This window comes from Vibrio ouci (genome assembly GCF_004551525.1).
GTDB lineage: Bacteria > Pseudomonadota > Gammaproteobacteria > Enterobacterales > Vibrionaceae > Vibrio > Vibrio ouci.
The window spans coordinates 1-23,664 of record NZ_SATR01000046.1 but is presented as its reverse complement, the minus strand read 5'-3'; the positions used below and the strand labels follow the sequence as shown (position 1 = coordinate 23,664).

General features: G+C 42.8%; 29 protein-coding genes and 2 pseudogenes. 14 read left to right on the top strand and 17 right to left on the bottom strand.

The window, feature by feature from the left end; all coding sequences use genetic code 11:
* The first annotated feature begins 216 nt into the window (after window positions 1-216).
* On the top strand, window positions 217-1,641 hold the full coding sequence (gene rsmF / locus ELS82_RS20615; RefSeq protein WP_134837142.1) for a 16S rRNA (cytosine(1407)-C(5))-methyltransferase RsmF: 1,425 nt from the start codon (window positions 217-219) through the stop codon (window positions 1,639-1,641).
* Window positions 1,642-1,839: 198 nt separating this feature from the next.
* Here the strand turns inward: rsmF and ELS82_RS20610 are convergent, their stop codons facing one another.
* Window positions 1,840-2,673, bottom strand: a complete 834-nt coding sequence (locus ELS82_RS20610; RefSeq protein ID WP_134837141.1) for a CvfB family protein — start codon at window positions 2,671-2,673, stop codon at window positions 1,840-1,842.
* Between the two features lie 90 nt (window positions 2,674-2,763).
* Here ELS82_RS20610 and ELS82_RS27920 point away from each other — a divergent pair, with 90 nt between their 5' ends.
* Entirely contained in the window at window positions 2,764-4,149 is a 1,386-nt protein-coding gene (locus tag ELS82_RS27920) for a hypothetical protein (protein WP_134837140.1), read from the top strand.
* Here ELS82_RS27920 and ELS82_RS20600 read toward each other — a convergent pair.
* Together ELS82_RS20600 and ELS82_RS20595 are read right to left on the bottom strand one after the other, a co-directional pair.
* The gene (locus ELS82_RS20600; protein ID WP_134837139.1) at window positions 4,118-4,597 is read right to left on the bottom strand and encodes a PaaI family thioesterase; all 480 of its coding nucleotides are present in this window, start codon (window positions 4,595-4,597) and stop codon (window positions 4,118-4,120) included. The genes ELS82_RS27920 and ELS82_RS20600 overlap by 32 nt on opposite strands.
* A gap of 111 nt (window positions 4,598-4,708) precedes the next feature.
* Window positions 4,709-5,596, bottom strand: a complete 888-nt coding sequence (locus ELS82_RS20595; RefSeq protein ID WP_134837138.1) for a putative PEP-binding protein — start codon at window positions 5,594-5,596, stop codon at window positions 4,709-4,711.
* 213 nt (window positions 5,597-5,809) lie between these two features.
* Between ELS82_RS20595 and ELS82_RS20590 the strand changes: the two genes are divergently transcribed.
* Together ELS82_RS20590 and ELS82_RS20585 are read left to right on the top strand one after the other, a co-directional pair.
* On the top strand, window positions 5,810-6,862 hold the full coding sequence (locus tag ELS82_RS20590) for a 3-deoxy-7-phosphoheptulonate synthase (RefSeq protein WP_134837137.1): 1,053 nt from the start codon (window positions 5,810-5,812) through the stop codon (window positions 6,860-6,862).
* 16 nt (window positions 6,863-6,878) lie between these two features.
* On the top strand, window positions 6,879-7,364 hold the full coding sequence (locus ELS82_RS20585; RefSeq protein WP_053440406.1) for a YajQ family cyclic di-GMP-binding protein: 486 nt from the start codon (window positions 6,879-6,881) through the stop codon (window positions 7,362-7,364).
* 53 nt (window positions 7,365-7,417) lie between these two features.
* Here the strand turns inward: ELS82_RS20585 and ELS82_RS20580 are convergent, their stop codons facing one another.
* Window positions 7,418-8,356, bottom strand: coding sequence for an NAD(P)-dependent oxidoreductase (locus ELS82_RS20580; protein ID WP_134837136.1), 939 nt, complete (start codon window positions 8,354-8,356; stop codon window positions 7,418-7,420).
* Window positions 8,357-8,815: 459 nt separating this feature from the next.
* Here ELS82_RS20580 and ELS82_RS20575 point away from each other — a divergent pair, with 459 nt between their 5' ends.
* From ELS82_RS20575 to ELS82_RS20545, 7 genes are all read left to right on the top strand, one after another.
* Window positions 8,816-9,844 (top strand): amino acid ABC transporter substrate-binding protein, encoded by a 1,029-nt coding sequence (locus ELS82_RS20575; protein WP_053440404.1) that lies wholly within the window; start codon window positions 8,816-8,818, stop codon window positions 9,842-9,844.
* Window positions 9,845-9,920: 76 nt separating this feature from the next.
* Window positions 9,921-11,123 (top strand): amino acid ABC transporter permease, encoded by a 1,203-nt coding sequence (locus ELS82_RS20570; protein ID WP_134837135.1) that lies wholly within the window; start codon window positions 9,921-9,923, stop codon window positions 11,121-11,123.
* 1 nt (window position 11,124) lies between these two features.
* A complete protein-coding gene (locus ELS82_RS20565; protein WP_134837134.1) occupies window positions 11,125-12,222 on the top strand; it encodes an amino acid ABC transporter permease in 1,098 nt (365 codons plus the stop codon).
* An 18-nt stretch (window positions 12,223-12,240) separates the two neighbouring features.
* Complete coding sequence (locus tag ELS82_RS20560) at window positions 12,241-12,990, top strand: amino acid ABC transporter ATP-binding protein (RefSeq protein ID WP_134837133.1); 750 nt, start codon at window positions 12,241-12,243, stop codon at window positions 12,988-12,990.
* A gap of 161 nt (window positions 12,991-13,151) precedes the next feature.
* Entirely contained in the window at window positions 13,152-13,544 is a 393-nt protein-coding gene (locus tag ELS82_RS20555) for a hypothetical protein (RefSeq protein ID WP_134837132.1), read from the top strand.
* A 150-nt stretch (window positions 13,545-13,694) separates the two neighbouring features.
* The gene (locus ELS82_RS20550; RefSeq protein ID WP_134837131.1) at window positions 13,695-13,877 is read left to right on the top strand and encodes a hypothetical protein; all 183 of its coding nucleotides are present in this window, start codon (window positions 13,695-13,697) and stop codon (window positions 13,875-13,877) included.
* Window positions 13,878-14,055: 178 nt separating this feature from the next.
* Window positions 14,056-14,295 carry an RNA recognition motif domain-containing protein gene (locus tag ELS82_RS20545; protein WP_134837130.1) on the top strand — a complete coding sequence of 80 codons (240 nt, stop codon included), beginning with the start codon at window positions 14,056-14,058 and terminating at the stop codon, window positions 14,293-14,295.
* A gap of 120 nt (window positions 14,296-14,415) precedes the next feature.
* Here ELS82_RS20545 and ELS82_RS20540 read toward each other — a convergent pair whose 3' ends face one another.
* From ELS82_RS20540 to ELS82_RS20500, 9 genes and pseudogenes are all read right to left on the bottom strand, one after another.
* Window positions 14,416-15,033: an HAD family hydrolase gene (locus ELS82_RS20540; RefSeq protein WP_134837129.1), complete on the bottom strand. Its 618-nt coding sequence runs from the start codon at window positions 15,031-15,033 to the stop codon at window positions 14,416-14,418.
* A 51-nt stretch (window positions 15,034-15,084) separates the two neighbouring features.
* Window positions 15,085-15,240, bottom strand: a pseudogene (locus ELS82_RS20535) (GFA family protein); the annotation flags it as partial.
* Between the two features lie 13 nt (window positions 15,241-15,253).
* Window positions 15,254-15,667 (bottom strand): GFA family protein, encoded by a 414-nt coding sequence (locus ELS82_RS20530; protein WP_134837128.1) that lies wholly within the window; start codon window positions 15,665-15,667, stop codon window positions 15,254-15,256.
* A 137-nt stretch (window positions 15,668-15,804) separates the two neighbouring features.
* The gene (locus ELS82_RS27450) at window positions 15,805-16,281 is read right to left on the bottom strand and encodes a DUF6653 family protein (RefSeq protein WP_341867194.1); all 477 of its coding nucleotides are present in this window, start codon (window positions 16,279-16,281) and stop codon (window positions 15,805-15,807) included.
* 100 nt (window positions 16,282-16,381) lie between these two features.
* Window positions 16,382-16,897 carry a P-loop NTPase family protein gene (locus ELS82_RS20520; protein WP_134837126.1) on the bottom strand — a complete coding sequence of 172 codons (516 nt, stop codon included), beginning with the start codon at window positions 16,895-16,897 and terminating at the stop codon, window positions 16,382-16,384.
* A 246-nt stretch (window positions 16,898-17,143) separates the two neighbouring features.
* The gene (locus ELS82_RS20515; RefSeq protein WP_134837125.1) at window positions 17,144-17,620 is read right to left on the bottom strand and encodes a GNAT family N-acetyltransferase; all 477 of its coding nucleotides are present in this window, start codon (window positions 17,618-17,620) and stop codon (window positions 17,144-17,146) included.
* 144 nt (window positions 17,621-17,764) lie between these two features.
* Window positions 17,765-18,421, bottom strand: coding sequence for a Qnr family pentapeptide repeat protein (locus tag ELS82_RS20510; protein ID WP_134837124.1), 657 nt, complete (start codon window positions 18,419-18,421; stop codon window positions 17,765-17,767).
* A 221-nt stretch (window positions 18,422-18,642) separates the two neighbouring features.
* Window positions 18,643-19,143, bottom strand: a complete 501-nt coding sequence (locus ELS82_RS20505) for a GNAT family N-acetyltransferase (RefSeq protein WP_134837123.1) — start codon at window positions 19,141-19,143, stop codon at window positions 18,643-18,645.
* Window positions 19,144-19,281: 138 nt separating this feature from the next.
* Window positions 19,282-19,695 (bottom strand): nucleotide triphosphate diphosphatase NUDT15, encoded by a 414-nt coding sequence (locus ELS82_RS20500; protein ID WP_134837122.1) that lies wholly within the window; start codon window positions 19,693-19,695, stop codon window positions 19,282-19,284.
* Between the two features lie 313 nt (window positions 19,696-20,008).
* Here ELS82_RS20500 and ELS82_RS20495 point away from each other — a divergent pair, with 313 nt between their 5' ends.
* Window positions 20,009-20,200 (top strand): hypothetical protein, encoded by a 192-nt coding sequence (locus tag ELS82_RS20495; RefSeq protein ID WP_053440391.1) that lies wholly within the window; start codon window positions 20,009-20,011, stop codon window positions 20,198-20,200.
* Window positions 20,201-20,357: 157 nt separating this feature from the next.
* On the opposite strand, the gene ELS82_RS20490 is transcribed toward ELS82_RS20495, so the two are convergent.
* Complete coding sequence (locus ELS82_RS20490; protein ID WP_134837121.1) at window positions 20,358-20,675, bottom strand: heavy metal-binding domain-containing protein; 318 nt, start codon at window positions 20,673-20,675, stop codon at window positions 20,358-20,360.
* A gap of 254 nt (window positions 20,676-20,929) precedes the next feature.
* Here ELS82_RS20490 and ELS82_RS20485 point away from each other — a divergent pair, with 254 nt between their 5' ends.
* The gene (locus ELS82_RS20485) at window positions 20,930-21,238 is read left to right on the top strand and encodes a thiamine-binding protein (RefSeq protein WP_208733230.1); all 309 of its coding nucleotides are present in this window, start codon (window positions 20,930-20,932) and stop codon (window positions 21,236-21,238) included.
* Window positions 21,239-21,294: 56 nt separating this feature from the next.
* Here the strand turns inward: ELS82_RS20485 and ELS82_RS20480 are convergent, their stop codons facing one another.
* Window positions 21,295-21,810 carry a GNAT family N-acetyltransferase gene (locus tag ELS82_RS20480; protein WP_134837119.1) on the bottom strand — a complete coding sequence of 172 codons (516 nt, stop codon included), beginning with the start codon at window positions 21,808-21,810 and terminating at the stop codon, window positions 21,295-21,297.
* 151 nt (window positions 21,811-21,961) lie between these two features.
* Here ELS82_RS20480 and ELS82_RS20475 point away from each other — a divergent pair, with 151 nt between their 5' ends.
* Complete coding sequence (locus ELS82_RS20475) at window positions 21,962-22,669, top strand: SDR family NAD(P)-dependent oxidoreductase (protein ID WP_134837118.1); 708 nt, start codon at window positions 21,962-21,964, stop codon at window positions 22,667-22,669.
* A 164-nt stretch (window positions 22,670-22,833) separates the two neighbouring features.
* Here ELS82_RS20475 and ELS82_RS27930 read toward each other — a convergent pair whose 3' ends face one another.
* Window positions 22,834-23,493: a transglutaminase-like domain-containing protein gene (locus tag ELS82_RS27930; protein ID WP_208733228.1), complete on the bottom strand. Its 660-nt coding sequence runs from the start codon at window positions 23,491-23,493 to the stop codon at window positions 22,834-22,836.
* A gap of 49 nt (window positions 23,494-23,542) precedes the next feature.
* A pseudogene (locus ELS82_RS20465) lies at window positions 23,543-23,664 on the bottom strand (ISAs1 family transposase); the annotation flags it as partial.

The window sequence follows — 23,664 nt, the reverse complement described above, 5'->3', positions numbered from 1 at the left end:
CGATTAGGTGGTTGGAAGAATACTAAGCGAACGGATCGCGCTTCCATAAAGACGTTATGGCAAGGATGGTTTAGGCTGCAAACCATCCTTGAAGGGTATGAACTGGCTAAGTCTCTTGATTCACTAGACTTGTGATCAAGAGACAGGCCTAATCGCTGCGTTTTTTCTTTTAATTGGCTATAATCATCGCCCTTTCAAGCTTGTAGAGACAGAACCTTGCACCAGAACGTATATCTCCCAGCCGAATTCCTCAGCGAAATTGAAGCGATTCTTCCATCTCAACTGAACATGGAAGACTTTATCGCCGCTTGCCAACGTCCATTACGTAAAAGCATTCGTGTTAACACGTTAAAAATTTCGATTGAGGCATTCTTAGCACGCGCTAAAAGCAAAGGTTGGCAATTGGAACCCGTTCCTTGGTGTGAAGAAGGCTTTTGGATTGAAGCAGATGAGTCAGAAGTGCCATTAGGTAACACAGCAGAGCACATGTCGGGACTATTCTATATTCAAGAAGCCAGCTCGATGATGCCTGTTTCCGCTCTATTTAATGACAAAGATGAAGAGTTTAGCGCTGTACTTGATATGGCGGCGGCACCGGGTTCTAAAACCACTCAAATCGCCGCGCAAATGGGTAACGCTGGCGTGTTGGTCGCGAATGAGTTTTCTGCTAGCCGCGTAAAAGTACTACATGCAAATATTGAACGTTGTGGCGTTCGAAATGCTGCCCTATCTAATTACGATGGCCGCGTATTTGGTGGTTGGTTACCGGAACAGTTTGATGCGGTATTGATTGATGCACCTTGCTCTGGTGAAGGCACTGTTCGTAAAGACGCTGATGCAATGAAAAATTGGACGAAAGAGTCCGTTATCTCTATTTCTGAAACGCAGAAAGATCTTATCGAAAGTGCTTTCCATGCACTAAAACCAAACGGCGTGATGGTGTATTCGACCTGTACTCTTAGCATCGAAGAAAACCAACAGGTTTGTCTTCACCTAAAAGAAACTTTCGGTGATTTAGTTGAGTTTGAAAGCCTAGCTGACCTGTTTACTGACGCGGATAAATCGCTAACGGAAGAAGGCTTCTTGCACATTTTCCCACAGGTCTACGATTGTGAAGGTTTCTTTGTCGCAAGAATACGTAAAACAGGGGCAGTTGAAGCGCCAAAAGTTAAAAAACGTTTAGGTAAGTTTCCATTTGAAAAAGCAAGCGCGAAGGTACAAAGCGACATCGCTAAGCAGCTTAAACAGGCACTGGATATTTCATTACCCGCTGACGCATCTGTGTGGCTGCGTGACAATGATGTTTGGCTGTTCCCGAATGCTTTAGAGCCTATGCTTGGAGAGTTCCGCTTTTCACGTATGGGAATCAAAATCGCAGAAGCTCATAAGAAAGGTTACCGTTGGCAGCACCAAGTCGCCACTGCCCTTGCTACGGGTGAAGAAGCTATGTGTGTAGCACTTTCTATTGAGGATGCTCGTGAATGGTTTATGGGACGCGATATTCGCCCAACTGACCTTTCTGGTAAAGGTGAAGTGTTCGTAAAATTTGATAACGATGTGATTGGCTTAGGAAAATGGGTGGGAAATCGAATTAAGAATGGTTTACCAAGAGAACTGGTAAGAGATAAAAACCTATTCTAAACCGTAAACATTAGTATGAAATTCTACATTGGCTGCGCGAACTCCAGATATTGTACTAGAATTAAATTATTGATTTGAAATATCAACCAATTAGCGCAGGCTCAATGTGAGCCCTTCCCCAGGCCCATAGCAGGATCAGCTTTGGGCCACTTTTTTTAAGCCGCACAACTCGGCGGCTTAAAAGTGTCGAGATAACCGTTAAGCTAAACGAATTCCTTCTTTATCGATAACAATCTTACCTTGCTTGTAGAGGCCACCGATGGTCTTTTTGAATGTGCCTTTACTGGTTCTAAATGCAGCAAAGATCGCTTCAGGTGAAGACTTATCATTTAGTGGAAGGAAGCCACCTTTTTTCTCTAGCAGATCCATCACTTTTTGGCTCAAGTCGTCCATCTTCTCTACACCAATCTTTTGTAGCGACAGGTCGATTTTGCCATCTTCACGAATGCTCTTGATATAGCCTTTCAGTTGCTTACCAATGAACAGCTTACCAAACACATCTGACTTAAAGATCATGCCCCAATGTTCGCCTTCAACAATCGCCTTAAAGCCTAAGTCGCTGCGTTCAGCAATGATAAGGTCAACTTGTTGATTACGAGTGTAATTTGCCGGTGTTTTGTCTAATAGCTTATTAAACTTAGTGGTACCAACGATACGTCCAGACGCTTTGTCTGTATACACGTAGACCAATACATTTTGGCCTTCAGAGAAACGAGCACGCTGCTCACTGAATGGAATAAGAAGGTCTTTACCTTTAATACCCCAGTCCGCAAATGCACCTGTCGCATTTACGCCTTCGATCTTCATAAGACCCCATTCGCCCACTTGAGCAATTGGAGTTTCAGTTGTGGCGACTAACTGACTGTCAGAATCGAAGTATAAAAACGCGTCAACGAAACCACCCACTTCGGTACCTTCTGGAACAAAACGGTTTGGTAATAAGGTTGTGCCGTAATCCCCTGCATCAAGGAATACGCCAAAATCGGCTGTTTTTACTACTTCTAAGTGGTTAATCTGACCAACTTTAATCATTTCAACTGTCTCTTGTTAAATTTGCGGTGATTATAGCGAATCTCTGTTATGCTTGCGCCAGATATTTAGTACTTTTTTTAGGAGCTTTATTTGTTAACCGTTGATAAGCAGGACGGCATAACTCTCAAAATTTCACATGCAATGGCAGCAACCAAAAAGTCTGACTTAGACTTGTATTTTTTCGTCCCTGGCGAACTTGGGCTGTCCCCTGACGTTATCAAAGAGAGTGAGTTCTACTACGAGTCTATTACTCAAAAACGCGCTTACTACAGTGACAAAACGCTCTTGCCTTTGGTACACAGTCGACTCGCTAAACGAGGCCGACTTTCTACAACTCAATACCGCGTAAGTTTGAGTCTCTTCGCCTATCAATACGTCATCGCGTTAGATAAAGCGGTTAACGAGCTCAACAAGCACAATAAAGAAACTGTCACGACCGACGAAGTCGACGAAGTCATTAAGCTCTCACTCGATATCCTTAAAAAGCTACGCCGTGGTATCCCTTACGAAGAAAGCTTAAAGCGTTACTACGCCAATATCGATAACTACTTGTCTTGGTATACCGGCCAGCGCCTGATGTCGCTGGTGGCACACATGCCTCGTGACAGCGAATATAAAAGCTTGAAAGAGAGCTTGTTGGCGATCGTCGAAAAAGAAGCCGCCCATCGTAAGCTAAATAACTACAACTCGAAGAGTGTACGTGACGACGTAACGCGATTAAGCAACAAAATGCGCTTGCTACGCCGATTGATTGAGCACCCTGTTGTTCTACAGGAAAAAACGCAATCTCTGGGTAAAAACATGAAGCGTGTTGTCAAAGGCGGTGCTACTGGATTCGTCATGGTGTTCGTTACCATCACCGCAATTCTTGCGCGTGACTATTGGGGTGAAATCACCGCTTCGTTTATTGTTTTAATGTCATTCGTTTACGCATTGCGTGAGATCTTTAAAGATGACCTTCGTGACGTTATGTGGCGATGGATTCGTAAAGGCCGCCCTAAATGGCGCAAATTGTACTTAGACCCAACAACCAAAAAAGCCGTTGGACAAAAGCTTGAATGGCTAGATTACAAGGTTCTCGATAAGTTACCTGACCGTATTAAGTCAATCCGCAAAAAACGTGTGGTGCAAAGAGAGGAACAAATCCTTCACTACAGCTCAAAGACTGAGATGTCGACGTCAAAGTTTATGAGTGGTTATGAGGAAACAAGAGAATCAATACTGGTCAGCATGCGTGAGCTTACCCGCTTGATGGACAAAGGCTCGAACAAAGTCTACACCCATAACAACGGTCAGGTTAGCCGCGAGTCTGTAGAGAAACGCCACCTAATCAATCTCATTGCCAAAGAAAACAATCACAACGGCCAAGTAAAATACTACCGTTGGAAAATTGTTTTAAATCGAAGCAAAATCGTTGCTGTCGAGCAAATGGAAGTCGAAGAGGTTAATCACCCTTTCGCTTCAGTGACAGAGTAAGATAGAACTCCGCCATTGGTTCATCACCATGAAGTGATGGGCAGATGGCGGTGATTTTTACCGCTTCATTCACCCTCTCCCCAGTATCAAACGTTCGCTTAAGCATTTGATCGATCTGTTTGCCGTCTTCACATATGAAATGAACGTCCGCTTCAGGGCGCTTTAAAAACTGTCCTTCAACGGCTTTAAACGCTAATGATACTTTTCGACCACTGTCTTGAGCTTTGCTCATGGCCATAAAACCACCAGCAACATCAGCCCCAACCGCTAAAACACCAAAATACATGCTGTTTAAATGGTTCTTTGTGCGCCTTCTAATCGGAATCTTAACTTCGACTCGCTCGTCATCAAGATGCAGAATTTTAGGTCTTGCTAACCATATGAAGGGAACTTTGAAAAAACCAAAGTAGTTTAGGTATAGGTTTGCTTTAGTAAGCGGAGATAACATGCGACTAGTCCGACCAGTGAATATGTGACTAGTTGATAATGAAAAAAGGCCAATGTCAACAATTTGTTAACATTGGCCTTGTAAAATAGTGACCATCTTAGATATGCAGCGTTACGGTGTCACTACGATATCTACGTTGTCATACTCTGCCATCGACTCTTGAATACGAGCATATTGTTCCAGCGCATTACTGCAAAGAACAACGGGTTTATTGCTGTTATGAGCGGACTTAACCACTTGTTCTATCAGTTGGATAACCGCATCACTTTGAGGATCAAAGAGGTATTCAAGCTCTTCACTTAGGCGGTCGATACCAAGTGTAAATTGTGCGAGATTTTCTAGGTTGATTGCGACACCATCAAAGTAATGCAGCAATTTTTCTGAAAGTAGCGCTCCTGCTGGCACATCAACGGTATACAGCACCTTAAACCCATTCAAACCACGAGGAAGTCCCTGCTCGGCAAGTAAATCAATGATTTTCGCTGCATCAGAAAGCCCACGTACAAAAGGAACCACGACCTCTACATTGCAATCTTGTGCCTGCAACGCCTTGATAACTTTACATTCAAGCGCAAACTGATGATTAAATGGTTGGGCAGCAAATCGTGAAACACCTCTAACACCAAGTGCTGGGTTAGTTTCATGCAGCTCTACTTTGCCACCAAGCAGTGAACTAAAGCTGTAGCTATCTGCACCACTTAAACTCACACGGACGGTTGTATGACTAGGCTTGACTGCTGAAAGGATCTGGTCTGTTAGCGTTGATACAAAGTGCGTTTCAACGTCTAGGTCACCTAAAATAGCCTTGATTGAGGCGATTTCAATCTCATCCAATGGTTCTTTCGATTCACCATAATTTGGATGATAAAAAACATGTTCTAGAATCAATTCAGATAAAGATACAAACAAATGAGAGCCCTCAAATTCCGTATCTAGTTTTGGTAGTGACTCACCAATGTTTAAGGAAGGATGCAAACTGCTCGAACTATTTTGACTCATTACTGCTCCGTGCAAACATTTTGTTGTGTTTATAGCTTTCAACATACCGCTCGACTTACTCTAACACAAGGGTAGATCAGCATTTTTACTTTACGTAAGTGCATAATTTTTCAGATTTACACACCGATAGAGATAAGATTGACGATAAGTGGTTTATTCCTAGGTTCGTTTCCGCTATCTTTACCGCTTCGCAATAGAAATACAGGCTGTGGTATGCCACTTAAAACCGATGAATTAAGAACCCAACCACTGGGTCCAATGCCAACTCCGGCAGAACTAGGAAGCGCGCATCCGATTACGGACGAAGTCGCAGAGCGCATTGCACAGTCACGTCGTCAAATTGAAAACATTCTTTCAGGGGAAGACCAACGCCTATTGGTGATCGTCGGCCCTTGTTCAGTGCATGATACGGAAGCTGCTATTGATTACGCTGAGCGCCTAGCGGCAATTCAAGAGCAATACAAAGATGAACTTTTCGTCGTTATGCGTACGTACTTTGAAAAGCCACGTACTGTTGTTGGTTGGAAAGGTCTAATTACCGACCCTAACCTTGATGGTTCATACGCTCTTGAAGCTGGCTTAAACAAAGCGCGCAAATTGCTTTTAGATATCAACAAACTTGGCCTTGCGACTGCGACCGAGTTCCTAGATATGATTACGGGTCAGTACATCGCTGATCTAATCACTTGGGGCGCGATTGGCGCTCGTACTACAGAATCACAAATCCACCGTGAGATGGCGTCTGCGTTATCTTGCCCTGTTGGATTTAAAAACGGTACGAACGGCAACATTAAAATCGCAATTGATGCAATTCGCGCATCTCAGGCATCTCACTACTTCTACTCACCAGATAAAAATGGTCGTATGACTGTTTATCGCACCAGTGGAAACCCATTTGGTCACGTGATTCTACGTGGTGGTGAAACAGGCCCTAACTTTGATGCAGAGTCTGTTAACGCGGCATGTAAGCAACTTGGCGAATTCGGTTTACCTGAGCGCTTAGTTGTTGATTTCAGCCACGCTAACTGCCAAAAGCAGCACCGTAAGCAATTGGATGTAGCAAAAGACATCTGTGAGCAAATCAAGTCAGGTAAGAATCAAGTCGCTGGTATCATGGCAGAGAGCTTCATTCTTGAAGGCAATCAGCCAATGAATGACCTAGACAACCTTACTTACGGACAGTCTATTACCGACCCATGTTTAGGTTGGGAAGATACAAGTACCATGCTTGAAATGTTAGCTAACGCAGTTAAAGCCCGTTCATAATTAAAAGGATTCCAACATGCCATCATTTGATATTGTATCTGAAGTCGATTCAGTAGAACTTCGTAATGCAGTCGATAATGCTTCACGTGAACTTTCAACTCGTTTTGATTTCCGTGGTGTTGAAGCATCTTTTGAAATGCAGAAAGACGAGTCAGTTAGATTAAACGCTGAAGGTGACTTCCAGCTTAAGCAAATGCGTGACATTTTACGCGGTAACTTAGCGAAGCGCGGTGTTGATGCAAATTCAATGGATGCGAAAAGCGAAGAAGCAACCGGCAAAAACTGGCATCAAATTGTTCTCTTTAAACAAGGCATCGAAACGCCAATGGCGAAAAAGATCGTTAAGTTAATTAAAGATAACAAAATGAAAGTTCAGGCTTCTATTCAAGGCGAGAAAGTTCGCGTAACGGGTAAAAAACGTGATGACCTACAAGCGGTTATCGCCCTTATTCGCGATGCGGAGCTTGGTCAACCGTTCCAATACGAGAACTTCCGTGACTAACTCAAGCTAGTTCAGAGAAAAAGGCCAGATACGATTTCGTATCTGGCCTTTTCTTATTTTTGACTTCCTAGTGAGATGATTGTGTCCGAACCTTGTATAAAGGTGACGTTCGTCGAGTGAGGAGCCAACAACACCACTACCCGCTTATCTTCATTCTTAGCGGTTTCTATCTGGGTGGATAAGTCCGCTTGATTGGCAAATTCTAGACGCTCTGCATCCCGCCTAACTAAATCCACAAACGCAAACGGGCATTGACTATCGAATAGCACGATTTCTGCTTGCTGCATCAATCGTAACGCTTTTAACGTCAGTAGCTCTACATCATTACCATGTTCAATCCAGGTCACCGACCCTTTACGGCTAAAGCCTATCTCTAGTGCATCTTTATACGCCACTTCTAGCGCGGTGTTGCTGCTCGCACTATCGACATCTGGACGCGCAAAAAACATTTCCCAAAACTTGCGACGCTCATCGACGGTCGGCAATTTTTCTTTTATGTCATTACGCTTGGACGCGGCAAAATCGGCCTGCAACGATAAGTTTTGCGGTAGTACCGCTTCTATCTTCTCGCGCATATTACGTATCAGCACAGGAGCAGCACCACCACTGGAAATAGCGAGCTGAATGCGGCCTCGATTAATCATCGAAGGGGTAATGAAGTCACAATAGGGTAAATCGTCAACGACATTGACTAAAATCCCCTTTCGCTTCGCGTCACGGTGTACCTGATGATTCAAACTAGGGTTATCTGTTGTCGCCCAAACCTGTACATATGACGTATCCAGCAATTCTTCAGAATAGAAGCCCTGAATCCACTGGCACTCACCTTTGTCGATCAATTGACTCAAATACTCTTCTACTTGAGGGGAGACGATCGTTACACTCGCGCCTGCCCTCACTAGGCTATCCACTTTGCGACTCGCGACTTCGCCACCGCCAACAACTAAGACGGGTTTATGGTTCAAATTCACGAATAGAGGAAAATACTGCATTTCATTCCTTGATGTGTATAAGGGGCTGTTCTACTGATACTACCAAAAACAAGCGATAACGTAGATGCCCTTTCTTGCACCTGACCAACATATAACCAAATTTTCATCGATCTTTAGTTAGATATTCCAGATCTCTAGGGTTTGTATAATTTTCAAATCTAAAATCATTGATAATTTTATCACACCAGTCTGTCGTTTCTATTTTGTGAACTTATACACTGTTTACATTGTCATAACATTTCGCCATTCTAATGTCTGTCAGGAAATGTGAGTTCATTCAAAAATCTTTTTAAATTATAGAGTTGTGAAAACACAATTCCTTTCCTACGCTTATAACTGGTTGATTTAACAAAGACTCAATAAAGAGCACTGCAACCAAACAAATAATGAAACACAACAGAGCTTAATCGTTGCATCGAGAAATCTCGATTTAACACGGATCATACAGGAAGGATACAAATGGCACATAAACTAACACTTCTTGCTTCAGTTGTAGCAGCATCTACTGCACTGATGTCTACTAGCGCTTCTGCAGCAGATAGCACGCTTGATAAAGTAACTAAACAAGGCTTCTTAACTTGTGGTGTAAGTACTGGCTTGCCAGGCTTCTCTAACCCGAACTCTAAAGGCGAATGGGAAGGCATCGACGTAGAATACTGTCAAGGTCTTGCAGCTGCCGTTTTGGGCGATAAGACAAAAGTTAAATACGTACCGCTAACAGCAAAAGAGCGCTTCACTGCCCTACAATCTGGTGAAATCGACGTTCTTTCTCGTAACACAACATGGACGCTACACCGTGATACAGCACTTGGTCTTAACTTCGTTGGTGTGAACTACTACGATGGTCAAGGCTTCATGGTTAAGAAAGATCTTGGCCTTACTAGTGCTAAAGAGCTAGATGGCGCTTCTGTTTGTGTTCAGTCTGGTACAACGACTGAGCTTAACCTAGCAGACTACTTCCGTAATAGCGGTATGTCTTACAAGCCAGTTGTATTTGATACAGCAGCTCAAACATCTAAAGGTTTCGATGCTGGCCGTTGTGACGTACTAACAACTGACCAATCAGGTCTTTACGCTCTTCGTCTAAACCTTCAGGACCCTTCTTCAGCACAAGTACTACCAGAAATCATTTCTAAAGAGCCGCTAGGCCCAGTAGTTCGTCAAGGTGATGACCAGTGGTTTAACATTGCTAAGTGGACACTAGCTGCAATGGTGAACGCAGAAGAGTACGGTATTTCATCTAAGAATGCTGACGAAATGCTTAAGTCTAAAGATCCAAACATCAAACGTATCCTAGGTGTCGATGGCCCTAAAGGTAAAGGCCTAGGTATTCGTGATGACTGGGGTTACCAAGTAATTAAACAAGTAGGTAACTACGGTGAGAGCTTCGAGCGTACAGTTGGTGAAGGTTCACCTCTGCAAATCTCTCGTGGCGTGAACGCTCTGTGGAATGCAGGCGGCTTCATGTACGCTCCACCAATCCGTTAACTTTTAAAGTTACAACACAAAATGGGCGGTTTTGGCCGCCCTTTTTAATAAAAAATGGATTTGAGGTTATAGTTGTATGAAACCTACTAATACGGCGTCGAGCGCGGATAACGGACCGGCTAAGAACGCTAACCTTATATACAATCCCACCTTTCGAGCAGTTGTATTCCAGATCATTGCGATTGCAGCGCTTGTTTTTTTCTTTTACACGATTGTCAATAATGCACTCACCAACTTAGAAGCTCGCGGCATCGCCACGGGTTTTGATTTCCTCGATCAAGAAGCCGGCTTTGGGATTGGCCTAACGCTGATTGAATACGATGAAACCTACTCTTATGGCCGAACTTTCATCATCGGTCTACTAAACACCGCTTTAGTTTCCTTTTTCGGTATTATTCTCGCCACTGTGATTGGTTTTATCATGGGTATCGCACGTTTATCATCTAACTGGTTAGTTAGCCGATTAGCTGCGGTTTACATCGAGATATTCCGTAACGTTCCGCTACTACTGCAAATTTTCTTTTGGTACTTTGCAGTACTACAAGCTCTACCATCAGCGAGGCAAAGTCTAAGCTTAGGAGAGGCAATCTTCCTCAATGTACGAGGCCTGTACTTCCCTGCTCCGATTTTTGAAGAAGGCTCATCGTTCGTTGTCGCTACGTTTATCGCGGGTGTCATCGCATCGATTGTCATCGGTATTTGGGCTAAGAACAAACAGAAGTTAACAGGTCAACAAACGCCTATGGGTCGTATTGCACTCGGGCTTTGTATTGTACTTCCTACCATTGTTTACTTTTTGATGGGTTCTCCTATTTCAGCGGAACTTCCTGAGTTAAAAGGGTTCAACTTCCGCGGCGGTATCAGCATCATTCCTGAGCTCGCGGCACTGTTACTCGCACTAAGTATCTATACGGCTTCTTTCATCGCAGAAATTGTTCGTTCTGGTATCAATGCGGTTAACCATGGTCAAACGGAAGCCGCGATGTCACTTGGATTACCGCGCTCACGTACCTTAAAGCTTGTTGTCATTCCTCAGGCGTTAAGAATTATCATCCCACCACTAACAAGTCAGTACTTGAACTTGACCAAGAACTCATCCCTTGCGATGGCAATTGGCTATCCTGACTTAGTTTCGGTTTTCGCGGGGACAACACTCAACCAAACAGGTCAAGCGATCGAAATCATCGCCATGACAATGGGTGTCTACCTGACTCTCAGCTTGCTGACATCAGCGCTGATGAACATTTATAACCGTAAAGTAGCGCTAGTGGAGAGATAGCATGAGTATTCATCAATTTCAGCCTGACCTTCCGCCACCAGCTAACACTGTAGGCGCTGTGGGCTGGCTGCGTAAAAATCTATTTAACGGTCCAGTTAACTCTGTCGTTACTGTTATCCTTGGTTACCTTGCTTTCATGCTGCTTTGGAACATCTTTGACTGGGCATTTTTGAACGCAGACTGGGTTGGTACAACGCGTGATGCATGTAGCAAAGATGGGGCCTGTTGGGTATTTATCAGCGTGCGCTGGGAACAGTTCATGTATGGTTTCTACCCACAAGAAGAGTTATGGCGCCCTCGCCTATTTTACATCACTTTGGCGATTTTCACGGCTCTACTTGCTTATGAAAAAACACCGAAACGCTTATGGATTTGGCTGTTCTTCGTCAACGTCTATCCATTCATCATTGCAGCTTTGCTATATGGTGGTGTATTTGGCTTAGAGGTTGTAGACACACACAAATGGGGTGGCTTACTTGTTACACTCATTATTGCATTAGTAGGTATTGTTGTTTCACTACCTATTGGCGTTGCCCTCGCACTTGGCCGTCGTTCTGAAATGCCAATTATTCGCAGTATGTGTACCGTGTATATTGAGGTATGGCGTGGCGTTCCTCTTATCACTGTTCTATTCATGGCATCAGTAATGCTTCCGCTATTCTTAGCCGAAGGTTCTGAAACAGACAAGCTGATTCGTGCTTTGGTTGGTGTGGTGATGTTCAGTGCAGCCTACATGGCCGAGGTAGTTCGTGGTGGTCTACAGGCAATCCCTAAAGGTCAATATGAAGCTGCTGATGCACTAGGTCTAACTTACTGGAAGAAGATGGGGCTGATCATTTTGCCACAGGCACTTAAGATCACCATTCCTTCAATTGTGAACACCTTCATCGGTCTATTTAAAGATACCAGTCTTGTACTTATCATCGGTATGTTTGATGTACTCGGTATCGGTCAGGCAGCAAACACTGACCCTGAGTGGTTAGGCTTTGCAACTGAAAGTTATGTATTTGTCGCGTTAGTGTTCTGGGTATTTTGTTTCGGCATGTCGAGATATTCGATTTGGCTTGAAAACAAACTTCACACCGGTCACAAACGATAATTAGCTCAAGGACGTATTATGACGCAACAACAAGATTACATGATCCAGCTAAAGGATATGAACAAGTGGTACGGTGAGTTTCACGTACTTAAGAACATCAATCTTGACGTTAAGAAAGGCGAAAAGATTGTTATTTGTGGCCCATCAGGTTCAGGTAAATCAACGATGATTCGTTGTATTAACCGCCTTGAAGAGCACCAGAAAGGTCACATCTTCGTTTCTGGTAACGAACTGACTGAAGATTTGAAAAACATAGAAGCTGTTAGACGTGAAGTCGGTATGTGTTTTCAGCACTTTAACCTCTTCCCTCACCTAACGGTGTTAGAGAACTGTACTCTAGCGCCTATTTGGGTGAAGAAAATGCCTAAGCAAGAAGCTGAAGCGATTGCGATGAAATACCTCGAGCGCGTTAAGATCCCTGATCAAGCAGAGAAATACCCAGGTCAGCTATCAGGTGGTCAGCAACAGCGTGTAGCTATCGCCCGCTCTCTATGTATGAATCCGCAAGTTATGCTGTTTGACGAACCAACATCAGCGCTTGACCCAGAGATGGTACGTGAAGTACTTGACGTTATGGTCGAGCTTGCCGAAGAAGGCATGACGATGCTTTGTGTAACTCACGAGATGGGTTTTGCAAAAGAGGTCGCAGATCGGGTTATCTTTATGGATGCTGGTGAGATAATTGAAGAAAACAACCCTGTTGATTTCTTTGAAAACCCTCAGTCAGACCGTACTCAAAACTTCTTGGCGCAGATTCTGCACCATTAATTGTCGATAAACGATGTAACAAAGGGTGGCTTCGGCCACCCTTTTTCGTTGTTAAAGCTTGTTCAAACCACTATATCTAGCGCCGTAAACAGTTCTAAATCTTTTGTTATGTTGTTGCGCTACAGGTACAATCGCGACGCTTTCAATACGGACAAACTGCGATGCTATTTAATAACGATATCGACGAAATGATTAACTATTTAGAACGTTTCTGCAAAGAGCCGCATATGAGAGCGCTCGATAACGTTTCAGACGACCAAATTAACCTGCTTCTCGACTTTTTGACGCTCGCCCACCAATTGAATTGTGATATCTACGCGACAAGAAATCTGAAAAGTTCGCACTTTATCGGCGTAGGAGCGTTCGCGTTAACCCAAGACAGAGCGCCGCAAGGAAACCTATTTCTAAAGATGGAATGCAATCGTATTTACCTAACATTCGAATTAGATGATTGTAACGAAGATAACTTGTTAACCCCTATTCGTGTCATTGACGCCCTCGTCTACCTAACGGAATACACTGGCCACGCGCTCTTGCCAGGAAACTATAAGTAAGACAGCCTCGTTACTTCAACAAGCACTATTGCAACCTAGCTCTAGACTACCTGTCATTTGGTTAATCTAATGTTCCACATTTAACAGGTGCGCAACGACAACAAACTTACTAATGTTAGTAGCACGTCTAACTCACCGGAGAGTGAACCTATGAAAGTACTCATTCAGTACACCCAAGCAGGAAAATATAAAGATCAAGCGTGGGAAGCGTTAGTAAGCAGAGAAAAAGGTGAAATTCAAACCGTGACGCCATCTTATGCTGCACAGCTCATTGAGCAAGGTAAGGCTAGCCTTCTAACGACAGAAGATGGACAACTCATTACCCATCCTTAAGTTAACTTTATGAGCTCTGAAACATGAGCTCACTCTTTGCTTCACAAACAGCCAAATGTTAACAAGCACAAGAATGCACCGCTAAAGGGCATTATCCTATTGTTGGATACAAACTTTTCTTGGTTTACACCCTTATACCTGAGACAATCGGACTGCAATTTACACTAGGCAAAATATTATGAAACTTTTAGTCCGCAATCTAGCTCGTACTACAACAGAACACGAAGTTCGAGTTCTTTTCTCTGCTCATGGCACTGTTACCCAATGTGATTTAGTTCTAGATCAGGAAACAGGTCAATCTAAGGGCTTTGCTTTCCTTGAAATGCCTGATGAAACTGAAGCAAAAACAGCTTTGAATAGCTTAAACATGACTGATGTAGCTAAGAGCAAGATTCGAGTTAAATTTGCTCAAAACTAAACACCTAAATTGGGAGCTAAGCTATCTAAGCTCCCTTTCATCCCAACCTTGCTAATTCCTAACGTTCATAGAGTATAAGCGCGAACAATTAAGGGCTCTTTAAAGCACTTGATTGGTTGCCTAGAAAGACAGACCCAATGCTTTCAGCTCTTCTTCACATTGAGCCGCGTTCTCAAATTGGATCCCTGCAATACCAACTGCCCTAGCACCGTCCACATTGTGTGGCATATCATCGATAAATACAGTTTCTGACGCAGCTAACTTATGTTGAGTAAGTAATGAATGATATATTTCAGCTTGCGGTTTTAGCAGGCCTAGTTCTGCCGATACAGTCGCACCATCAAATAACGGCCAGAATGAATATTCTGATTTTAGGTAGGCTACAATCTCGTGGACATTATCTGTTAGCGCATAAACCTTGTAGCCTGATGACTTAACGCGTTTAAGAAGATCTATTGAACCATAAATCAGGATCTGAGTTTGCTTAACGTAATAAAATAGACGCTCGCAGTCTAAGTCAGACAAGTCTAACCGTTGCTTGTACTGCGCCTTAGCATCGTCTTCAGAAATGAAACCTTTATTGAGGTCTAACCAAGTTTCAGACTGAAAGATGCGTTTTGCCAGTTCCTCCGGAGATTGGATTTCACCGAATGTCAGCTTCACTATTTCCAACGGTGCCCAACGTACCATTACATTACCGATATCAAAGACTACATTTTTAATACTTTCTGAACTCATCATTTCCCCTATTTACATAACGTCCAATGCTCAAAGCTTTTCGCTGGGCATTGTAAAGTTGAGATCTTCGACGTTGATGAACCCATTTGTCGCGTAGGCACTTCCACTCGCCTTACGACATAATGAACAATGGCAGTGAATAATATCCGTGATACTACCATCCAGTGAAAATTGGATTGAACCACACAAACAACTTCCTTTGTACATTGGTATTCCTTAGTTAACTGTTACTTGTTCGCCCTTCAGGATAGGCTATTATTTCTGGCTGTAATTCACACCAATTGGCTTTGTAGTCGGTGTAAATCTGAGCGTCGATATTGACAGGAATATTGTCATCAAAGGTGGATATGGCCAACTCTATATTTTCTAGAGGCTCACCTTTCACTCTAAACCCTATGCTTGAGCCGCAATGAGAGCAGAATGTGCGCGTTGTTCCGTTTGAAGCGACAAACTCTTTAAGCTCATCTTTACCAGAAAGCCAGCGTAGACCTTGAACCCCAACTAAAGTCCCGAAAGCTGCACCGTGAAACTTGCGACACATGGAGCAATGGCAATTCGCGGCCTTATTGTGGAATCCATGAACGGAAAATCGGACGTTTCCGCATAAACACGAACCTTTAAATTCTTCACTCATCCTAAGTACTTATCCTTATTTTTAACGCCATATTCACGGTTCACTCTAGCTTAGAGCTCCCCTCACTCACATTCCATCTAGCGCAAAGCGATTAGAAACAAAAAGCACTAAGCCTTAGTGCATCCAACAAACACTTGTTATGACTTCAACCAAGACTGATAGACGGGATTCCAGTCTTTTACATCGCTATATAGCCACACCATTCTGTCTACAAACCACACTTTGGTAATCATTAGCCACAAGGTGCTTAAAAGCATTAAGGGATAACTCATTGAATAAAGACTATATAACCAAAATGGCAAGCCCAAAAATTGAAGGCCAATTATCCACCTACACATACGTAAATGGTGACTAGGGATAAGATTTTCGCCGCCACGATTAAGATAAATGCGCTCGCCAAAAGTCCCCATCGACGCCCAATTATTGGTCGTGTCTGGAGCTGAAAATAACCTAGGGTTCAACCATGTCCATAGTGACACGAGTAACACAGCCGCCAGAGTCCACCAACCCAAATACTCTCTTACTGCTATGGCCACAGTAAATAGCGGTAGAATTGAAAACCGCGAATAGACGCTCAAAGGGTTTGAGTGCCGTTGCCATGAACTTTCGTCCATCGACATTAATCTTTCGGATACTTTCAAAATGTCCATTTAGTTCTCCAAGATTCAAACTTCGTATAGCTGAAATGGAAACGCTCCGGTTACTCAATGCGCGCTATTTAGTTTGTGTTAAAACAAAATCATTCAATTCAGATACTGTTTTGATGACATAGACTTCTTTACTGCTCTTGTGTTCCATCAACTTAGACAAAAAGTCATCGTTCCAAAACTTCGGGCATAATTTGAGCGTCTTATAGCTATTTAGCGTACCTTTTAGTATTGAACTTCCATCCGGCCAACCTTCTGGTTTTACCAAGAGTCCTTTCAAAAGTCGCTTGGTCACAAACCAATAACTGACTGAGTATGACAAGTCGATGTAAATAAGAGTATCCGCGGCCGCTAAACGCTCATTAAAGGAAGTGATGGGGCCCAGACCATCGATCACCCACGTATCTGAGCGCAGAATATCATTGTGGATAGCATCAAACTCTTTTCGCGCGACAAACTCACCATTGGGTTTGTAAACGATTGAGTCTAGTTGATGAAGCGGTAAGCCTAACGCTGACGCTAATGCTTTACTTACTGTTGACTTCCCGCTACCCGGCTTGCCAAAAACAGCTACTTTTTTCATTTAAACACCTTCTAAAGACAAATTCCCAAAAGGCAGAAAAAGAAAACCCACCTTCTAGGGTGGGATCGATTTATTCCAAGCATACCAAAAGCCCACCATTCCTAAGGAATGATGATAATTCGCTGGTTAAGTTGCTCTAGATTAAATTTCATACAGTCACTCTGATATAAATACGGCCAACTGTCAATTTGTCTTTGTATAAAGGTTAGCATTCAATTGTCGTTACGAATTAACCTCATGTACTGGTCAAAGCCGCTTTTCCATTAACAAAAGATCCCAAGCTTCACCATCAAAAGAACGCGTACCAGATTGATGTGAGGTCACCTGAAAACCCAACGATTCATAACAATTCTTCGCCACCGTATTACGCTCAAAAACCGCCAGCGATAGAACTTGAGCATTGTGCTCTATTTGCGCCAATTCGATTAATTGCTCAAGCATCCGTTTTGCAATGCCCTGACCACGAAACTCATTCGATATAAATACACGGCAAACCCGTAACTTTGACTCCGAGAGCCTGAATAACTCGACGTAGCCAGCGCTACTTCCCTCATGCACAAAAACAAAGGAAATGACCTCCGGCTTAGCACAATGTTTATCGAGCTGATTACTATCTAAAGGGAAGTCGAAATTTGGTCCACCCCATTGATAATTGAGTTCTTCAGAATCAATCCAACGGATTAGCAAGTCGTAGTCTGTTTTTTCAAACGCTCTAAGTGCCATTTATCCTTCCCTATAAAGCTCTATTCCACATATCAATACAAATAACGCGGCACCCAGCCGAATTCAAGCACCCTGTACCCGCACATCAGAAAAACACCGAGTGTTACAAAACGGATTCGCAATGTGCTTAGTAGCTGAGTCTTATTAATCCGGAACGACGATTATTCCTAATTGCTCTAACAATTGTTCTTGTTGCCAAGAGCATATTTTTACTCCTGTCAGGTCTACTTTTCGAGGGTTTAATCCATATAGCTCTGAATGGCTTAAGTCGCTACCCTGCACTTTGAACTGATCCCAGCAATCTTCAGAGAAAACACCACGACTGAGATCTGAGCCTTTAAATGAAGCACCTCTGAGATTAGCGCCAATCCATCGATTCTCAAATAAGTCACATTTTTCAATTAGTTGCTTTTCAAAATTGGCATACGATAAATTACATCCTGTAATAAATGCGGAGCAAAAATAAACCTGATGAGATACGTGATTGACGAAACTCGCTTGAGAAAAGTTGCCACCTTTTAGATCACACTCTCTTAATTCAAGGCCGAAGCAGTTTGCCCCACTGAAAAACGACATAGACAGCTTACATCTCTTGAATGAAGCATCCCGGAGATCGGAGTAAGAGAAATCACAGCCTTCCAACTCTCCTTGTTCAATAAAAGTACAATCAATAAATTGCGCATCTCTTAGGTTTGAACGCTTAAAACTGCAACAGTAGAACTTGCAGTTAGAAAAGATGAAGCTACTCAAATCCTGCTTAGAGAAGTCTTCTTGGACGAAAGATTGATCAGTTTTATTCATTTTATAGTCTCTTTAACCTTTTGAGTTGAAGACTATCATTTACGATGAACTTCTCAAGAAAAACAAAATCAATAAAAACAACAAGTTAAAACAATGCCAGATCGCAAAAATAAGGTGCCAAACAAGCATTATAAGGTCATCATTTTCTGATCATCGAACGCAAGCGGCTAGAAAAAAGTTTTGCTGCGCCATGGCCATTACAGAGAAAAATCACATAACGTCTATAAGAACTTCTCAATAAGGACTTCGTCTACATATTCTCCGCGAACTTTCGCATGTTTTTTCGCAGTACCCACCACTTCAAAACCTTGTTTAAGATAGGCAGCTAAAGCACGCTCGTTGTCGCTTCGTACGTATGCAAATAGCTTTTCATAGCCTTTTTGCTTTGCTACGTCGAATGTCGAATTGAAGAGCTGTTTAGCGACACCTTTTCCGCGAGCACTTTCACACACGAACGTACCGATTATACCTACATGGTCAAAGGCTTTGGTGTATTGTGCGAACGGCTCGATATTTTGGAAACCAATGACCTTTGAGTCTTTCTCGGATAAAGCGACAGTAAACACACCGCGCTCAGGAAAATGAGCAATGAACTGTTTTTCTTCTTCAGGCGTGAAGGTGGTGTCTAAGACAGTGTATAAACCTTCCACAATGATTGGGTTGAGGACATTGGTAATGCCTTCAGCATCCTCTAAAACCACCTGACGTACAACTAAACTCATGCAACTTAACTCCTATTCTATTTAGAGCTGTTTTGTACATGAGTTCAAGATTTTCAGCAACTACTGACTTCCAATACAGTAATGTGCCATGTGACTATCTAACTTACTCTCTGGTACCGGCATTACTAAAGCTGATTGTTAAGTAAACGCGCGGAGGCTTACGGGTTCTTTTAACAAATTAGTTAGAGGCAAGAACAGCGGCTCAGGGAGTTCATCTAGTTCGAACCATTTCCACTGTTTACATTTATGTGGTTCAGTTACCTTAGGCTCACCACGAGAACAAGAGGCGACAACGAATAACGTCACATAGTGCTTGCCTTCTTTTTCGAAGATATCGTTAGTGAAGCCAAATTTCTCAAACGAGTCTACGACTAAGCCTGTCTCTTCCAGTGTTTCCCGCGTTGCGCATTCTTCAATACTTTCACCCAATTCAAGATGCCCACCAGGAGTCGCCCAAGTATGCGCACCATGGGAGCCAATACGCTCTCCAAGTAAAATTCGTCCTTCACGTAGAATGACTGCTGCCACGCCCACTCGCACTTCCTTACTCATTCTTTACTCCTTTTCACACGCCGATTCGCCAAACGTTGCAAACCTGACGAGTTTAATTGTTAGCTGGATTTGTAAGCCTTTATGACATTCAAGAGTTATATGAATAACTCACTAATCAAAACAACGAGATAATGTGCACAAAATTTGCCTCAACACATTATCCCAAGCCACACACATTAAGCCCCTAATTGTCACTATGAATACCTAAATATTTCTTGCCATTACCATAAATCTCTCAAATCAAATGCGCAATTGATCTCATACAAATAGATAGCTATTTTAGTTACAGCTCCCTAAATGAAGGTAAATTGCCATGGATAAATTATTTAAGTCAGCTATTAAAAGCAGTAAAAGAACACCTGTCACAACTCTATTCGTACAGAATGGCTTTAAGATCGCTATGACGGACTTTGATGATGTCGTATTCGAGAAGGATGATATAAAGGTCAATGCCCATTTTGACTTAAACTCGAACTTAAAGTCAGTGATGGTTTTACCAAAATAGAATTGGTAAAACATTGATATAGCTGGCTTCTAAGTCGTAAGCCAGCTAGCAATTAGGGAATAAGCAACACCCACCACCTCGCTTAAACCATTGTGTCGTCGCTACTAAAGCTGATTCAAACTCAAAATACCAAGCATCAGACCACTCTCAATGCTCGTTACGTGCGAAGCTTAACTGCCGTACCAAACACGAGTATTTCTGATGCCCCATCAGTAACAGAGCTAGTTGTAAATCGTATTCCCACTATTGCATCTGCATTTAACTTTTGAGCGTCTTCTATTAATCGTTCAACTGCTATATTACGAGCTTCCATCAACATCTCGGTATAACCTTTAAGCTCACCACCGACAATACCTTTCAAGCCAGCCATGATATCTCGGCCAACATGTTTAGACTGGACCACATTTCCATTAACAATGCCCAATACCGCTTCAATTTCCTTACCAGGAACGGTTTCTGTTGTCGTATAAATCATAATTTCCCCTTAGAAGATAACTCTCATCATAGAGTGGACAAAATGGCTACCCTACCTAAAGCATTGTACGGCAAACACAAAACCAAACTAGAATTGATGGGCCAAACATTGAGAACGTCTCTTAAACGTCGGTTATCTAACACCTTCAAAGCCATTTTAGGAATCAAAAACCATGCTACTATACGGCGTTCTATACCGACAAAATAAATAAGAGAATATTGATGTCAGCTCAAAAACCGCTGCTTGATGAAGTCATGCTAGCCTTTCAAGTCATTCCTCGTGTGAAAGAAGGAAACAATTTCGAAGTCGTCGATAAAGCCATTGAAGTCGTAAAAGCTTCAGGCGTACCTTTCCAGGTTAGCGCGATGGAAACAACGCTGAAAGGTGAACTAAACACGTTACTCGAGATTGTGAAAGACGCTCAACAGGCTTGTTATGACGCCGGTGCTGTAGAAGTCATTACTAATATTAAGATTCACAGCAAGACAGAAGCTGCAACTGATACCTTTTGCACTTATGACCGCGGCGTAACCAAAGCGAACCACATGTTCGTAAACAGCTAGATTCCATGCCGTCGCTGATAGTTCGCCGCGACGGCTATTTACCCTTTCAGGGCTTGTTATGATTGAGGTCGGAAAATCGCATACTCATAGAAAACCACACCGTTATCAGTAACAGCGTGCTCTACAAAACCTAACTTTTCAAGTAGCTTGGCAGATGCAACATTGGAGCGGTCAACGCCGCCAACGAGTTTTACCCATGGTTCGGATTTCACGACTTCGTTAACAAAACCTTGTAGCAATTCACTAGCCAACCCTTGCCCCCAGTATTCTTCAGCGAGTAAATAACCAATATGGGCGCTGTTCTCGCTCTCTACGTAGGCGAATAAAAATCCTATTAGTTTATGACTGTTGTTTTCCACCTGAAGCAAACGGCTCTCCAACAACATTCGCTCAAGCCAGATCCTAGCCTGCTCACTAGACGCTATACCATGAAAATATGGAGGGAGATTTACTACGACAGCTGGTGTGAGAATTTGAGGTATGCGCTCTAGCAAATAGGAGTGATTAGACAAATCAAACTCTCCAGAGACCTCATATACTGTCAGTCTCTGACTCTTAAACGACATTGCCATACAATCTCCCTATTTCGATAAAAATCATAATGCACTGTTAAGTGGCTTTAAACGGTTTGATATCCCTTCGTGTAAAAATCAGTTCGAATTAGGGAAACTATTTAGTACATTACCCCGACAATACGCTTATTACATCATTTAGGGATACATTATGTCTAAAGTTGCCATAATCACTGGCGCTAGTCGCGGGATTGGAAAAACTATTTCTCATTACTTTGCTCAGGAAGGATACTCTCTATTGTTACTTGCCTTGAATACAGAAAACCTTGAGCAGGCTAAAGCAGAGCTAACGTCCCAGTATCCCTCATGCCTCGTGGACACAATGTCCGTCGATTTCAACAATCCATCACAAGTTGACATCGCAATCAAATCAATCATAAGAGAGCGAGGAGACATTGATGTTATGGTTAACAGCGCTGGTATCTTAGCCGCTGGTAATACTAACCTTTCCCTAGCTAACCTTTCTGAATTGGTAAATGTAAACCTATTATCTACAATCACTGCTTGTAATTTGGTTGCTGAGAAGATGAAACAGCAAGGCTACGGTGAAATATACAACCTAGGCTCGACTGCTGGTTTAGCACCAGTCCCTAAGATTGCGGCATATTCAGCTACAAAAGCTGCAATTGTTAGCTACAGCCAATCGCTTTATCACGAGCTTCTTCCTTTTGGGGTAAAGGTCTGCTGTTTATGCCCTAGTGTTGTAGATACTGATATGACGAATGATGGGCGCATTGATAATAATTTAAAAATTGAAACACAAGATCTAGCAAAAGCACTTCAGTTTATTAGAAGTCTATCTGCTGGGGCCGCTGTAAGCACACTCTCTATACGGTGCAGTGTCATTGACTTAGAGTAACTTGAAATTCTCAAAGAAGGCATAACACCCCGTTAAGGTGCAAATAACGCTAACACCTTGCCTAACGTATTGCGTTGTGGACTTACACCTATAGCGTTAGCTATGTGCGGACCAAAGACATTGTTACGAAGCGGATTGCGTTTAGATCCGCCTCTAAACCCTTGCTATAGAGCCGCGTAAAGTTCACTCAGTGTGGGAAACTGAGAATACTCCCAATCACTTGGTAGTTTTATTTCCTCACACGAGGAAACCAATTTAAGCGCCATTGAGCTATCTGAAGAGTTACTCACCTCGGCTAATTCATCGAGGAGACTCAGCTCATCTTCCCCCGCGATAGGGCTGATGAAATGAGGCAAGATCCCCCAACCAGTATCCCATGTGTGCATTTCATATTTAGACAGTGCAAACAGATCTCGGATAAGACTCCCCTTAATAAAAGGTAACCCGTTAAATTGCCTAAAACCAAAGCTCTTAGGCAACTCTACATTGTCACGACATAGCTTCCAAGCTTGACCTGCTCTGATGAAGCTTGATGATGGTACGTCACAAGGATCAAAATCAAACTTCAAGACAGATTGATGTACTTGGTCAAGCTGAGCATCAACGGCTACCCACCTATTATTAGTTCCATCCCAATATTCGCAGATCCAATGGTCTTCAAAATGATTTTGAGCTAAATAAGTGGCGAATCTACTCCTTAGACGCGCAGGTATTCCTTTTAACCTCAATACCGAACAAACGAGTAATGAGAAATCTCGGCAGATGCTTACGACCCTATGTTTAGGTTCCTTAACTACATGAGCAACCTCTCCTGATTTCGACATCGCTAAAGACACTAAATCTTGAGCAGGGCGCGAGCATACTTTGTTCAATTTATAGCCCAAAGAATACTCGTGCTCTGTAATCGTCGCACCAACCCGCTTTTTTCAGCTTTTGCCTTTGACTTGGAGCACCACACTCACATTGCTTGAGCATGTTCATGACGAAGCGTCTAA

Excerpts from the sequence above, each read along its gene's own strand:
- ELS82_RS20610 (WP_134837141.1), bottom strand. The coding sequence starts at position 2,673 with ATGATTAAAGTTGGTCAGATTAACCACTTAGAAGTAGTAAAAACAGCC.
- ELS82_RS20600 (WP_134837139.1), bottom strand. The coding sequence starts at position 4,597 with ATGTTATCTCCGCTTACTAAAGCAAACCTATACCTAAACTACTTTGGT.
- ELS82_RS20595 (WP_134837138.1), bottom strand. The coding sequence starts at position 5,596 with ATGAGTCAAAATAGTTCGAGCAGTTTGCATCCTTCCTTAAACATTGGT.
- ELS82_RS20590 (WP_134837137.1), top strand. The coding sequence starts at position 5,810 with ATGCCACTTAAAACCGATGAATTAAGAACCCAACCACTGGGTCCAATG.
- ELS82_RS20585 (WP_053440406.1), top strand. The coding sequence starts at position 6,879 with ATGCCATCATTTGATATTGTATCTGAAGTCGATTCAGTAGAACTTCGT.
- ELS82_RS20580 (WP_134837136.1), bottom strand. The coding sequence starts at position 8,356 with ATGCAGTATTTTCCTCTATTCGTGAATTTGAACCATAAACCCGTCTTA.
- ELS82_RS20575 (WP_053440404.1), top strand. The coding sequence starts at position 8,816 with ATGGCACATAAACTAACACTTCTTGCTTCAGTTGTAGCAGCATCTACT.
- ELS82_RS20570 (WP_134837135.1), top strand. The coding sequence starts at position 9,921 with ATGAAACCTACTAATACGGCGTCGAGCGCGGATAACGGACCGGCTAAG.
- ELS82_RS20565 (WP_134837134.1), top strand. The coding sequence starts at position 11,125 with ATGAGTATTCATCAATTTCAGCCTGACCTTCCGCCACCAGCTAACACT.
- ELS82_RS20560 (WP_134837133.1), top strand. The coding sequence starts at position 12,241 with ATGACGCAACAACAAGATTACATGATCCAGCTAAAGGATATGAACAAG.
- ELS82_RS20555 (WP_134837132.1), top strand. The coding sequence starts at position 13,152 with ATGCTATTTAATAACGATATCGACGAAATGATTAACTATTTAGAACGT.
- ELS82_RS20550 (WP_134837131.1), top strand. The coding sequence starts at position 13,695 with ATGAAAGTACTCATTCAGTACACCCAAGCAGGAAAATATAAAGATCAA.
- ELS82_RS20545 (WP_134837130.1), top strand. The coding sequence starts at position 14,056 with ATGAAACTTTTAGTCCGCAATCTAGCTCGTACTACAACAGAACACGAA.
- ELS82_RS20540 (WP_134837129.1), bottom strand. The coding sequence starts at position 15,033 with ATGAGTTCAGAAAGTATTAAAAATGTAGTCTTTGATATCGGTAATGTA.
- ELS82_RS20530 (WP_134837128.1), bottom strand. The coding sequence starts at position 15,667 with ATGAGTGAAGAATTTAAAGGTTCGTGTTTATGCGGAAACGTCCGATTT.
- ELS82_RS27450 (WP_341867194.1), bottom strand. The coding sequence starts at position 16,281 with ATGGACGAAAGTTCATGGCAACGGCACTCAAACCCTTTGAGCGTCTAT.
- ELS82_RS20520 (WP_134837126.1), bottom strand. The coding sequence starts at position 16,897 with ATGAAAAAAGTAGCTGTTTTTGGCAAGCCGGGTAGCGGGAAGTCAACA.
- ELS82_RS20515 (WP_134837125.1), bottom strand. The coding sequence starts at position 17,620 with ATGGCACTTAGAGCGTTTGAAAAAACAGACTACGACTTGCTAATCCGT.
- ELS82_RS20510 (WP_134837124.1), bottom strand. The coding sequence starts at position 18,421 with ATGAATAAAACTGATCAATCTTTCGTCCAAGAAGACTTCTCTAAGCAG.
- ELS82_RS20505 (WP_134837123.1), bottom strand. The coding sequence starts at position 19,143 with ATGAGTTTAGTTGTACGTCAGGTGGTTTTAGAGGATGCTGAAGGCATT.
- ELS82_RS20500 (WP_134837122.1), bottom strand. The coding sequence starts at position 19,695 with ATGAGTAAGGAAGTGCGAGTGGGCGTGGCAGCAGTCATTCTACGTGAA.
- ELS82_RS20495 (WP_053440391.1), top strand. The coding sequence starts at position 20,009 with ATGGATAAATTATTTAAGTCAGCTATTAAAAGCAGTAAAAGAACACCT.
- ELS82_RS20490 (WP_134837121.1), bottom strand. The coding sequence starts at position 20,675 with ATGATTTATACGACAACAGAAACCGTTCCTGGTAAGGAAATTGAAGCG.
- ELS82_RS20485 (WP_208733230.1), top strand. The coding sequence starts at position 20,930 with ATGCTAGCCTTTCAAGTCATTCCTCGTGTGAAAGAAGGAAACAATTTC.
- ELS82_RS20480 (WP_134837119.1), bottom strand. The coding sequence starts at position 21,810 with ATGGCAATGTCGTTTAAGAGTCAGAGACTGACAGTATATGAGGTCTCT.
- ELS82_RS20475 (WP_134837118.1), top strand. The coding sequence starts at position 21,962 with ATGTCTAAAGTTGCCATAATCACTGGCGCTAGTCGCGGGATTGGAAAA.
- ELS82_RS27930 (WP_208733228.1), bottom strand. The coding sequence starts at position 23,493 with ATGTCGAAATCAGGAGAGGTTGCTCATGTAGTTAAGGAACCTAAACAT.